The organism is Bradyrhizobium sp. DOA1, assembly GCF_001593325.1.
Taxonomy (GTDB): domain Bacteria; phylum Pseudomonadota; class Alphaproteobacteria; order Rhizobiales; family Xanthobacteraceae; genus Bradyrhizobium.
The window spans coordinates 5029391-5040637 of the sequence record NZ_JXJM01000001.1 but is presented as its reverse complement, the minus strand read 5'-3'; the positions used below and the strand labels follow the sequence as shown (position 1 = coordinate 5040637).

General features: G+C 61.8%; 10 protein-coding genes and 1 tRNA gene. 8 read left to right on the top strand and 3 right to left on the bottom strand.

Annotated elements, in window-relative coordinates; all coding sequences use genetic code 11:
* Positions 1-160 precede the first annotated feature (160 nt).
* The 3 genes from SE91_RS23480 to SE91_RS23470 all read left to right on the top strand — a co-directional run bounded on the left by SE91_RS23480 (position 161) and on the right by SE91_RS23470 (position 2252).
* Positions 161-1177 carry a TRAP transporter substrate-binding protein gene (locus tag SE91_RS23480; RefSeq protein WP_061849302.1) on the top strand — a complete coding sequence of 339 codons (1017 nt, stop codon included), beginning with the start codon at positions 161-163 and terminating at the stop codon, positions 1175-1177.
* A gap of 224 nt (positions 1178-1401) precedes the next feature.
* Positions 1402-1998: a Spy/CpxP family protein refolding chaperone gene (locus SE91_RS23475; protein WP_061849301.1), complete on the top strand. Its 597-nt coding sequence runs from the start codon at positions 1402-1404 to the stop codon at positions 1996-1998.
* A gap of 178 nt (positions 1999-2176) precedes the next feature.
* A tRNA-Lys gene (locus SE91_RS23470) sits at positions 2177-2252 on the top strand.
* Between the two features lie 402 nt (positions 2253-2654).
* On the opposite strand, the gene SE91_RS23465 is transcribed toward SE91_RS23470, so the two are convergent.
* The gene (locus SE91_RS23465; protein WP_061849300.1) at positions 2655-3551 is read right to left on the bottom strand and encodes a LysR substrate-binding domain-containing protein; all 897 of its coding nucleotides are present in this window, start codon (positions 3549-3551) and stop codon (positions 2655-2657) included.
* Positions 3552-3661: 110 nt separating this feature from the next.
* On the opposite strand from SE91_RS23465, the gene SE91_RS23460 reads away from it, so the two are divergent.
* The 5 genes from SE91_RS23460 to SE91_RS23440 all read left to right on the top strand — a co-directional run bounded on the left by SE91_RS23460 (position 3662) and on the right by SE91_RS23440 (position 9400).
* Positions 3662-4411: an SDR family NAD(P)-dependent oxidoreductase gene (locus SE91_RS23460; protein ID WP_061849299.1), complete on the top strand. Its 750-nt coding sequence runs from the start codon at positions 3662-3664 to the stop codon at positions 4409-4411.
* A gap of 23 nt (positions 4412-4434) precedes the next feature.
* Entirely contained in the window at positions 4435-5286 is an 852-nt protein-coding gene (locus SE91_RS23455; protein ID WP_061849298.1) for a transketolase, read from the top strand.
* Positions 5283-6293, top strand: coding sequence for a transketolase family protein (locus SE91_RS23450; protein ID WP_197489509.1), 1011 nt, complete (start codon positions 5283-5285; stop codon positions 6291-6293). The genes SE91_RS23455 and SE91_RS23450 overlap by 4 nt, the downstream gene beginning before the upstream one ends.
* A 192-nt stretch (positions 6294-6485) precedes the next feature.
* A complete protein-coding gene (locus SE91_RS23445) occupies positions 6486-7511 on the top strand; it encodes a TRAP transporter substrate-binding protein (protein ID WP_197489508.1) in 1026 nt (341 codons plus the stop codon).
* Between the two features lie 35 nt (positions 7512-7546).
* The gene (locus tag SE91_RS23440) at positions 7547-9400 is read left to right on the top strand and encodes a TRAP transporter large permease (RefSeq protein WP_082813795.1); all 1854 of its coding nucleotides are present in this window, start codon (positions 7547-7549) and stop codon (positions 9398-9400) included.
* A 46-nt stretch (positions 9401-9446) separates the two neighbouring features.
* On the opposite strand, the gene SE91_RS23435 is transcribed toward SE91_RS23440, so the two are convergent.
* On the bottom strand, positions 9447-10337 hold the full coding sequence (locus tag SE91_RS23435; RefSeq protein WP_061849294.1) for an SMP-30/gluconolactonase/LRE family protein: 891 nt from the start codon (positions 10335-10337) through the stop codon (positions 9447-9449).
* Between the two features lie 33 nt (positions 10338-10370).
* Positions 10371-11247, bottom strand: an 877-nt coding sequence (locus tag SE91_RS23430) for an ABC transporter ATP-binding protein (RefSeq protein WP_063921311.1), incomplete at its 5' end; no start/stop codon positions are given.

The following is an 11247-nucleotide window of genomic DNA, read 5'->3' as shown; positions in this document are numbered from 1 at the left end:
AAGCGGGAGAGGGAGCTCAGCGGTGCGCGCGGCATGCACCGAGAATAGCTGCCCTGCGAAGGGCCAATAGCGGCTCAATGCGCGAGCCGCTATTGATGCTCCCGGCTTTGGACAGACGCCCGCTTTGGGCAGCCCAAGAGAATAACGATAGGGAGAGACTATGCGCAGCTTCGCGATTGCCGCGTCCATCGCGGTCCTGGCACTTGGTATGAATTTTGGCCTTGCCGGCCCGGCGTCGGCGCAATCACCGATCATCATCAAGTTCAGCCACGTCGTCGCCACCGACACGCCGAAAGGTAAAGGGGCGGAGAAGTTCAAGGAGCTCGCCGAGAAGTACACCGGCGGCAAGGTCAAGGTCGAGGTCTATCCGAACTCGACGCTCTACAAGGACAAGGAAGAGCTCGAGGCGCTGCAGCTCGGCAGCGTGCAGATGCTGGCGCCATCCAACTCGAAATTCGGACCGCTAGGCATCCGCGAGTTCGAGGTGTTCGACCTGCCCTATATCCTTCCGGATCTGAAGACGCTGCGGAAGGTGACGGAGGGCCCGCTCGGCACCAAGCTGCTCAAGCTGCTGGACGCCAAGGGCATCGCCGGACTTGCCTATTGGGACAACGGCTTCAAGCAGATGAGCGCCAACAAGAAGCTGGTGACCCCGGCCGACTATCAGGGCGTGAAATTCCGTATCCAGTCCTCGCGCGTGATCCAGGCCCAGTTCAAGGCGCTCAGCGCCCTGCCGCAGGTGATGGCGTTCTCGGAAGTCTACCAGGCACTCCAGACCGGCGTGGTCGATGGCCAGGAGAACACCTGGTCGAACATCTATACCCAGAAGATGCACGAGGTGCAGAAGTACATCACCGAGACCAACCACGGCTACATCGGCTACGTCGTGATCGTGAACAAGAAGTTCTGGGACGATCTGCCGGCCGACATCCGCGACCAGCTCTCCAAGGCGATGAAGGAGGCGACCGACTTCAACAACACGCAATCGCAAAAGGAGAACGACGACGCGCTCGCCGAGATCAAGAAGAGCGGCAAGAGCGAGATCGTCAAGCTCACGCCGGAGCAGGACGAGGCGCTGCGCAAGGCGATGGAGCCGGTCTACAAGGACGCCGCGAGCCGCGTCGGCCAGTCGCTGATCGACGAGTTCCAGAAGGAAGCCAAGAGCACCACCAACTGAGAGCACGACGAACCAGCTGACGTCGTGCACGGATAGAATATGCATGAACAGAGGGCTTCCGTGCCGGCACGGAAGCCCTTCTTGTTGCAAATCATTTCAGTGTGCATCTGAACAGGCGTTCACGGCAGTTACATCTTCGTAACAACGCACTCCCTGTCCAAGTTGTAAGTTGCGCGTCAGCCGTTGCGCGCTCATCCTCAGGGACCCTTCCAGAGGAGGTCTGTATGAGGAAGTTCACCATCGCAGCCATCGCCGTGCTCAGCATCGCCGGCTCAGGCGCGGTCTATGCTCAATATCATCGCCCGTGGATGGAGCACGTCCGTCACATCCGCCTCAACCCGGAAGACCGCGCCGCCTTCGTCGACGCGCGGATCGCCGCCGTCCATGCCGGGCTGAAGCTCAACGCCGACCAGGAGAAGCTGTGGCCGCCGGTCGAGGCTGCCGTGCGCGATTTCGCCAAGCTGCGCATCGACCGCGCCAATGCGCGGATGAATGCCGGTCCAGGTGGTGCTGACAAGCCGGAGGATCCGATCGCCCGCCTGCGCCAGCGCGCCGAGGACATGGGCGCCACCTCCGCGGCCCTGAAGAAGATCGCCGATGCCGCCGACCCGCTCTACAAGACGCTGGACGAGGGTCAGAAGCGGCGGCTCGCCGTGCTGACCCGCCACCGCGGCCCGTTCGGCGGCGGCGAGGACGGTCAGCGCCGCCATTTCATGGAACGCGGCATGGACCGCATGATGGAGCGGGGCATGGACCATTTCCACCGCGACCGTTTTGACCGCGATAGCGGCCCGGACGGGGACCGCGAGGGCCGGCTCTGAGCGGGGGCGGTTTCGGCGGGGGTTACCCCGGATTAACCTTGGCGAAGCCGCTGGAATCCAGCGGCTTTTCGCTTCTCTGGACTTATGGACGAAGCCTTGGAAAACTTCCGTCCCATCGCTTGCCAGACCCGGATCGCTTTGCTAAACGACCGGCCTCGCAAGGCATTGACCGCCTTTCGGGCGCATAGCTCAGTTGGTAGAGCAGCTGACTCTTAATCAGCGGGTCCCAGGTTCGAGCCCTGGTGCGCCCACCAATTAATTCAGAGACTTACAAATGTGGGTCTCAGAACGGATCTTTTAGTTGGGAATCCCGCTTGATCCGTTTCTTAGCTTTCATTGTCGACTAAGGCTACATTGCTTCGCTGCTTCCCTTGTTCCTGTAGCTTCAGGTCATGAAATACGTGGTGGATATCGACTGCGATAGGTCGATCGGCAGCTCGTAGCAGAGTGGGATAGTGCAGCGAACGAAAGGGATAATTCACGAGGCCGCTCCGCAACGAGCCTTCGCGCTTTACCTCCTGGCGGTGCCGCTGCTTTCCACAGCTTTCTCGTTGGCGAACAGTTGAAGTCGTGCGCGAGCGCCAGCCGTCGATAGGAAAATAGGCCTTCGGCCGTTCCCTTGCTTAGCTGCGGATGTTCGTCCAGACACTTGGATTTCAGCGCGCGGAATCTGGCTTCTCGCCGCCGAGTTGCGCCACGACCCAGTCTGCGAAAGCTCGCACCGCCGATCTCTGTCGGCTGGCGCGCGGGTAGATCAGGCGGTGACCGATGTAGCGGATGTCGTTTGCGCGTCCTGCCAATGGAGCTACCAACCGGCCGCTTGCCAGTTCGCGCTCGGCCAGAAGCGTCGATTCCAGCGCCACCCCTAGACCTTCGGCGGCCGTCGCTATCGCTAGAAAGCTGCGATCGAATCTCATGCCATGGAGGGCAGGGGCCTCCAGTCCATTGGCGGTGAACCATTGGTGCCACTGAACCTGTTTAACGTCGGAGCGGATCAGCGTCTGATCGAGAAGGTCGGCAGGTTTCCTGATCGATTTTGCGAGCGCAGGGGAGCAGAGTGGGGTTACCGTCTCCTCCCGGAGAGGGATAATCTCAACTCCCTCCGCGCGCGGCGGGCCATAGACGATGTCGATATCGAAATCGTCGTTGCTGAAGCGCGCATAGTCCGTGCTTGCCGCCAATCGAACCTCGAGCTTTGGATAAGCCGCAAGAAACTGTGCGAGCCGCGGCGCCAGCCATTGCGCGGCAAAGCTAGGCGCGGAGTGGACGCGCACTAACTGCGGGCCGCGCGCGGCAACTTCCTCAAGGCCACGGCGGAGCTGATCGAATGCCGCTCCCGTGTGGCGCATCAGATTTTCGCCGGCTGGCGTAAGCCGCACTGACCGTGCACTGCGCTCAAACAGAACGGTCCGAAGCGTATCCTCCAGCTTGCGGATGGCATGACTGACCGCACTCGGCGTCAGGTGAAGCTCATTCGCCGCATCACGAAATGATCCAGTGCGAGCCGCAGCTTCAAAGGCTCTAATTGCCGATATCGGGACATTCGACAGCATTTCATAAGTGAACCAGATTCATCGATCCGTGACAACTGTGCGCTTGTCCGATAGCCCTCCGCAGGTCATTCCTAGTCCCGCCAAGGAAGAACAATCTGCGGGAGGAACTGATGCTGCTCAGCGGAAAGACGGCAATCATTTCGGGCGCGGCCTCGCCGCGCGGCATCGGACTTGCCACGGCGCGCCGGTTCGCTACCGAGGGCGCGCGGGTTGCCATTCTCGATATCGATGCCGCTGCTGCCGCGGGTGCAGCGACCACTCTTGGTACAGAGCATGTCGGAGTGTCGTGCGACGTCGCCGACAAGTCATCATGCGAGCGGGCGGTCGCGCGCGTAATGGAAGCATTCGGCGGCATCGACATCTTGGTCAACAATGCCGGCATCACCCAGCCGGTCAAGTTCCTGGACATATCGCCGGCCGATTGGGATCGCATTCAGGATGTCAATCTGAAGGGCGTTCTGTTCCTCTCCCAGGCGGTGATCCCGCATATGCGTGCGCGGAAGTCCGGATCGATCGCGTGCATGTCGTCGATTTCCGCGCAGCGCGGCGGCGGAATTTTTGGTGGGCCGCACTACTCGGCTGCGAAGGCCGGCGTCCTTGGTCTCGCCAAGGCGATGGCACGGGAGTTCGGTCCCGACGGTATCCGCGTCAACTGCGTCACGCCCGGCCTGATCGGCACTGACATCACGGCCGGCAAGCTGACTGACGAGATGAGAGCGAAGATCCTGGAAGGCATTCCGCTCAATCGTCTTGGTACTGCGGAAGACGTCGCCGGCATCTACACGTTTCTCGCGTCGGACCTCTCAGCCTACGTCACCGGCGCAGTGATCGACGTCAACGGCGGCATGCTCATCCACTGAGTCAATAAGACGAGGTTCGATCGATGGAAACGCCGACGAAGACGCTGACCAATGCGCTCACCCTGGCGGACCGCGCTTACAATATACGCCGCAATGCTCTGCGCATGGGTGAAGTCCAGGGCCAGGGCTATATCGCACAGGCGCTCGACATCTCCGACGTTCTCGCCGTGGCCTATTTCCACGCAATGCGCTACCGGCCCGAGGATCCAGGCTGGGAGGGACGCGACCGCTTCCTGCTCTCCAACGGGCACTATGCGATTGCGCTCTACGCGGCGTTGATCGAGGCGGGAATCGTCCCTGAAGAGGAACTCGGAACCTATGGCAGCGACGAGAGCCGCCTGCCGATGTCGGGCATGGCCTCCTACACGCCCGGAATGGAGATGTCAGGCGGCTCGCTCGGGCTTGGGCTCGGCATCGCCGTCGGCATGGGCCTCGGCCTCAAGCGCAAGAAATCCGAGGCGCGGGTATACACCTTGTTCTCCGATGGCGAGCTCGACGAGGGCTCGGTCTGGGAGGCGATCCAGTCGGCCAGCCACTACAAGCTCGACAATCTGATCGGCATCGTCGACGTCAACAATCAGCAGGCAGATGGTCCCTCCACACAGGTGATGGCGTTCGAGCCGCTGGTCGACAAACTCCAGGCCTTCGGCTGGTTCGTACAGCGTATCGACGGCAACGATCTTGATGCGGTGGTTGGTGCATTCGACGAGGCCAAATCGCACCCTGACCCCAAGCCGCGGATGATCGTCGTCGACACGCTGATGGGGAAGGGCGTTCCTTTCCTGGAGCAGCGTGAGAAGAACCATTTTATCCGCGTCGAGCAGCACGAATGGCAGCTCGCGCTTGCCGCGCTGGAAGCGGGGAGGCAGGCATGAAGACCGTGAGATCAGCGCCCCAGCCGGGCAAGCCGCGCCTGACTACTTCCGCCATGATCGCCTCGATCGCCACCGAAGGACAGAAGACGAAGCCGGCGCCATTTGGGCACGCGCTCGTCGAGCTGGCGCGCGCGCGCCCGGAGGTGATCGGCATGACGGCCGATCTCGGCAAATACACCGACCTGCATATCTTCGCCAAGGAATTTCCGGATCGCTATTATCAGATGGGAATGGCCGAGCAGTTGCTGTTTGGCGCCGCCTCCGGTCTCGCCGCAGAAGGCTTCATGCCGTTCGCGACCACCTACGCCGTGTTCGCATCCCGGCGGGCTTACGATTTCATTCACCAGACGATCGCGGAGGAAGACCGCAACGTGAAGATCGTTTGCGCTCTGCCAGGCCTGACCTCGGGCTATGGACCGAGCCATCAGGCCGCCGAAGATCTCGCGTTGTTCCGCGCCATGCCGAACATGACGGTCATCGATCCCTGCGATGCCATTGAAATCGAGCAGCTGGTGCCCGCGATCGCGGCGCATCACGGGCCGGTCTACATGCGCCTGCTGCGCGGCCAAGTGCCGGTCGTGCTGGACGAATACGGCTACAAGTTCGAGCTCGGCAGGGCCAAGCTGATCCGCGATGGCAAGGACGTCCTGATCATTTCATCGGGCATCATGACGATGCGTGCGCTCGAGGCGGTGCAGGCCCTGAAGAACGACCGCGTGGATGTTGCAGTGCTGCATGTTCCGACTATCAAGCCGCTCGATGCCGAGACGATCTTGCGGGAAGCCGGCAGGCCGGGCCGGCTTGTCGTGGTTGCCGAAAACCACACGACGATCGGCGGTCTTGGCGAGGCAATTGCTGCACTTCTGATGCGTTCAGCCGTTCATCCCCCTTTCCGGCAGATCGCATTGCCGGACGAATTTCTAGATGCGGGCGCCCTGCCGACACTGCACGACCGCTACGGGATTTCAACCGCAGAGGTCGCAAGGCAGATCAAGCAGTGGCTTTAGTCTACCGGCGCTAGGCGCCGGTCAAGCCAAGCCTTTTTGGAGGAGCAGCGCTCGCCGCATGTTGCGGCGGCGAGCGATGGCTCTTGCCCAAATGCCGGTGGGCGAGAGCCGGAGAACGAAGAGCCCGAACACCCGCATGCCAACGGGAAGATGGACCAGGCACAAAATTCAAAAGAGGATCTGGAGGAACACATGACTGTCTCGAAATCCGAAAGCATCAGCCGCCGCTCGTTGTTGATGGCAGCCACGGCCGTACCCCTCTGCGGAATTCTGACGCGTCCGGCCTCCGCCGCCGAGTTTGTCTACAAGTTCGCGACAGGACAGGATCCGACGCACCCGGTGAATACCCGTGCGCAGGAGGCGATCGACCGTATCCGGGAGGCGACCAGCGGCCGGCTGGAGATCAGGTTGTTCCCCGCCAACCAGCTCGGCTCCGACACCGAGCTTATGACCCAGGTTCGCAGCGGCGGCGTCGAGTTCTTCAACCAATCATCCTCGATCCTTGCCACCCTGGTTCCTAGCGCCGGCATCGTCAACACGGGCTTTGCTTTCGCCGGCTACGACAGCGTGTGGAAGGCAATGGACGGTGATCTCGGTACCTACATCCGGGCGCAGATCGCCAAGACCCCAATTCTGGCGGTGTCGAAGGCCTGGGACAACGGCTTCCGTCAGGTGACGTCGTCCGGCCGGGAGGTGCGAACGCCGGATGATCTGAAGAATTTCCAGATCCGCGTTCCGCCGGCACCGCTCTTGACCTCGCTGTTCAAGGCTCTCGGTGCGGGGCCAACTCCGATCAATTTCAACGAGGTCTATTCGGCGTTGCAGACCAAAGTCGTCGACGGGCAGGAGAATCCGCTGCCGATCATCGCGACCGCGCGTCTCTATGAGGTGCAAACCACATGCAGCCTGACCGGGCACGTCTGGGACGGTTACTGGATCCTCGGCAACAAGCGCGCCTTCGAGCGCTTGCCGAAGGATGTACAGGAAATCGTGACCCGTGAGCTCGACCGCTCCGCCATTGACCAGCGCGCCGACATCGCAAAGCTCAGCCAATCCCTGCGGACTGATCTCTCCGGCAAGGGGCTCAAGTTCATCGACGTCGATCGCGCCGCGTTCCGCCAGGCGCTGTCGAAGACCAGTTTCTACGCAGACTGGAAAGCCAAGTTCGGCGAGGAGGCATGGTCGCAGCTCGAAAAAGCCACGGGCCAGCTATCATGACCAGTGTGGGCCATACGCCGCACGCAGATGCCGGTATGGCGGCCGGCGCGTCTCAAGCAGGCTCGCGTAGTTGGGTAGTGAAGGCGAATGCGGTACTCGGTCACGTCGTTGCGGTACCGGCGGCGTTGCTCGTGCTGGCCGAAATCGCAGTGCTGTCCGCAGGGATCGTAGCCAGATATGCGTTCCGTTCGCCGATCGTATGGTCGGATGAACTTGCCGGCATCCTATTCCTCTGGCTCGCCATGTTTGGATCCGTGATTGCCTTCCAGCGGGGCGAGCATATGCGGATGACCGCCGTTGTCGGGATTCTTGGCGCGGAGGTTCGCGCGTTCCTGGATGTCGTGGCCGCCGCGGCATCACTGGCGTTCCTCGCGCTGGTCGTCTGGCCGGCCTATGAATTCGCGGCCGACGAGGCATTCGTCACCACGCCGGCGCTTGAGATCGTCAACAGCTGGCGCGCGGCGGCGCTGCCGACGGGGCTCGGCCTGATGCTCATGGCGGCAGTCCTGCGGCTCATCCGCATCGCAAGTGTGCGCAGCTTGCTCGCCTCCGTGGTGATCGTCGCGGGCATCATTGCGACTTTCGTTCTGCTCGCTCCCGTCTTGAAGCCGTTGGGCAATCTGAACCTTTTGATCTTCTTCGTCTTCGTGGTCGGCGCGATGGTCTTTGCAGCGGTGCCGATCGCGTTTGCGTTCGGCCTTGCCACCGTCGGTTATCTCGCCCTGACAACCAGCACGCCCGACGTGGTGATGATCGGACGGATGGATGAGGGCATGAGCCATCTGATCCTGCTCGCCGTGCCGCTCTTCGTCTTTCTTGGCCTTCTGATCGAAATGACCGGTATGGCCCGCGCGATGGTCGGCTTCCTGGCAAGCCTTCTCGGCCACGTGCGCGGGGGACTGCACTATGTGCTGGTCGGGGCGATGTACCTGGTCTCCGGCATCTCGGGCTCCAAGGCGGCAGATATGGCTGCGGTGGCTCCGGTGTTGTTTCCAGAGATGCGGCAGCGTGGGGCCAAACCGGGCGATCTCGTTGCGCTTCTGGCGGCAACTGGCGCGCAGACCGAAACGATCCCGCCGTCGCTCGTCCTGATCACGATCGGCTCGGTGACCGGCGTTTCGATCTCGGGGCTGTTCACGGGCGGCCTGCTTCCGGGCGTGGTTCTTGCGGTCATGCTCGCGGCCGTGGTGTGGTGGCGATATCGCCGCGAAGACCTGTCTCACGTCAAACGGGCAACCGGGCGAGAGATCGGCCGAGCCTTTGTCGTCGCGGTCCCAGCCATTGCGTTGCCATTCGTGATTAGGACAGCCGTCGTCGAAGGCGTTGCGACGGCAACGGAGGTCTCGACCATCGGCATCCTCTATTCGGCTTGCGCTGGTCTCTTCATCTACCGGCAGTTCGACTGGCGCCGGATCTATCCGATGCTGGTCGAGACGGCCTCGCTGTCGGGCGCGATCCTGCTGATCATCGGCGCAGCCACCGGCATGGCCTGGGCGCTGACGCAGTCAGGGTTTTCCGCCTCTCTCGCCAAGTTCATGACCAGTCTCCCCGGCGGTGCCCCAGTCTTCCTGGCGGTGACGATCGTGACCTTCGTGATTCTGGGTAGCGTATTGGAGGGAATTCCGGCCATCGTCTTGTTCGGTCCGCTCCTGTTCCCGATCGCGCGGCAGGTTGGCGTCCACGATGTCCATTACGCGATGGTGGTCGTTCTCGCGATGGGTATCGGCTTGTTCGCGCCACCGTTCGGCGTCGGCTACTACGCTGCCTGCGCCATCAGCCGCATCAACCCGGATGAGGGCATGAAGCCGATCGTCGGCTACATGATCGCGCTACTGATAGGCACGCTGATCGTAGCCGCCGTACCATGGTTGTCGATCGGCTTCCTGTGAGGACTTCATGAGCTATGCCTCGCGGCCCAAACCGCGAGGCATACCGTCACGCGAATTTAGGCAGATGCAGCGGCAGGCCCTCGCAGGGCACATCGATCTCCTCGACCTGACCCTTGCCGACTTCAGTGACGCGTAGCTTCTTGCCCTCGAGCGTGAAGGCACAATTCGTCGGCTGCGGTCCGTCCAGGATCAGACGGTCGACCACCTCTCCTCGGCGGTCCAGCACCGTGACGTTCTTCTGGTTGTAGACCGTGCAATAAAGCCGGCCGTCCTTGTCGAAGGCCATCCCGTCCGGGCCCTTGAAATCGGGATTGGCATCTGGTTGCAGGACGTTGCCGAAGACCACGCGTTCCGGCGAGGCCTCGCCAAACACGTCGTATCGGTAGATCTCGCCAGTAAAGGATGCGTTAGCATAGAGATGATTGTCACGACCGAAGGCAATGCCGTTGGTGAAGCGGATCTTACGATCAAGGACGCGCAGCACCTTCATGGCAGCAGGGTCAATCTCGTATACGCGGCCGTCCCAATCGAGATCCATATAGCCGGCGACAAAGGCCTGGCCATTGATGAAGTCTTCCGCGGCCATGCCGGAATCTGTCATGTAGAGCAGGCCGTTCGGACCGAAGCAGAGGTCGTTCGGAAACAGAAAGCGATCGGTGCCTTCGCCCTGCATGCGTCGGATTTCGTTTCCGCTGTCGTCGATGCAGATCAGCGCGCGGAGCCCGGCTTCGGCGATCCAGATCCGGCCATGGCCATCGGTCGTCAGTCCGTTCGGACGACCGCCCGTTGTCCGGATCACCCTGCGGTTGCCGCGAGGGTCGAGCCGCGTGATGCAAAGGGTCGACGCCGACATTTCCGTGACATACATCGATCCATCCGGCAGGCACACCGGACCTTCGGGCGCTCCGATCCCCGTGGCAAAGAGTCTAGACGCCATTTATTCCTCCATTCTGCAGATTGTTGGTGTTGGCTAGGCGATTACCAGGCCGTTGGCCGGATCGATCAGCACCACGCGATTGAGGTCGATGGCGAGGTCAAGCCGCTCGCCATGGCTGCTGACGTCATGAGCCTGCAGCTCGGCAACCGCATCCACTCCGCCGATCTTGATGGTGGTGAATGTACGGGTCCCTGTCGGCTGAATGAGATCGGCGACGGCCGAGTAGGCGACCACTCCATCGCGGAGAGATCCGCCGCCGGCCCGACTGACATGCTGCGGACGAATGCCGACGAGAACCTTTCGACCTTCCGTGCTCGCCAGTGACGTGGTCTTCGCGCTCGGAAGTGTCAGCGCACCGCCGGATTCAAACACGACCGCTGCGCCGTCGCCGGTGGTCTTGAGGGTCGCTGGAATGAGGTTGATCGACGGAGACCCGAGGAATCCGGCGACAAATCCAGTGCGGGGTTGCTCGAACAGCTCCAGCGGAGCTCCTTGCTGCTCGATCTCTCCCTCACGAAGCAGCACGATGCGGTCGGCGAGCGTCATCGCCTCGACTTGGTCGTGGGTGACGTAGATCATGGTCGTCGTGATCTCGTGATGCAGACGCTTGATCTCGCTCCGCATCTCGTCGCGCAGCTGGGCGTCGAGGTTCGAGAGCGGCTCGTCGAACAGGAACAGATCCGCCTTGCGGACGATGGCGCGGCCAATGGCGACCCGCTGGCGCTGTCCACCGGACAGCTGACGCGGGTAGCGTTGCAGGAGATTGCCGATGCCGAGCATTTCGGCCGCCTCGCTGACCCGCTTCCTGATTTCGATTTCGGAGGTCTTCCGCGCGCGCAGACCGAAGGCGATGTTCTCGTTGACGGTCAGATAGGGGTAGAGCGCGTAGTTTTGAAATACCATCGCGATG

Excerpts from the sequence above, each read along its gene's own strand:
- SE91_RS23475 (WP_061849301.1), top strand. The coding sequence starts at position 1,402 with ATGAGGAAGTTCACCATCGCAGCCATCGCCGTGCTCAGCATCGCCGGC.
- SE91_RS23465 (WP_061849300.1), bottom strand. The coding sequence starts at position 3,551 with ATGCTGTCGAATGTCCCGATATCGGCAATTAGAGCCTTTGAAGCTGCG.
- SE91_RS23455 (WP_061849298.1), top strand. The coding sequence starts at position 4,435 with ATGGAAACGCCGACGAAGACGCTGACCAATGCGCTCACCCTGGCGGAC.
- SE91_RS23440 (WP_082813795.1), top strand. The coding sequence starts at position 7,547 with ATGGCGGCCGGCGCGTCTCAAGCAGGCTCGCGTAGTTGGGTAGTGAAG.
- SE91_RS23480 (WP_061849302.1), top strand. The coding sequence starts at position 161 with ATGCGCAGCTTCGCGATTGCCGCGTCCATCGCGGTCCTGGCACTTGGT.
- SE91_RS23460 (WP_061849299.1), top strand. The coding sequence starts at position 3,662 with ATGCTGCTCAGCGGAAAGACGGCAATCATTTCGGGCGCGGCCTCGCCG.
- SE91_RS23445 (WP_197489508.1), top strand. The coding sequence starts at position 6,486 with ATGACTGTCTCGAAATCCGAAAGCATCAGCCGCCGCTCGTTGTTGATG.
- SE91_RS23450 (WP_197489509.1), top strand. The coding sequence starts at position 5,283 with ATGAAGACCGTGAGATCAGCGCCCCAGCCGGGCAAGCCGCGCCTGACT.
- SE91_RS23435 (WP_061849294.1), bottom strand. The coding sequence starts at position 10,337 with ATGGCGTCTAGACTCTTTGCCACGGGGATCGGAGCGCCCGAAGGTCCG.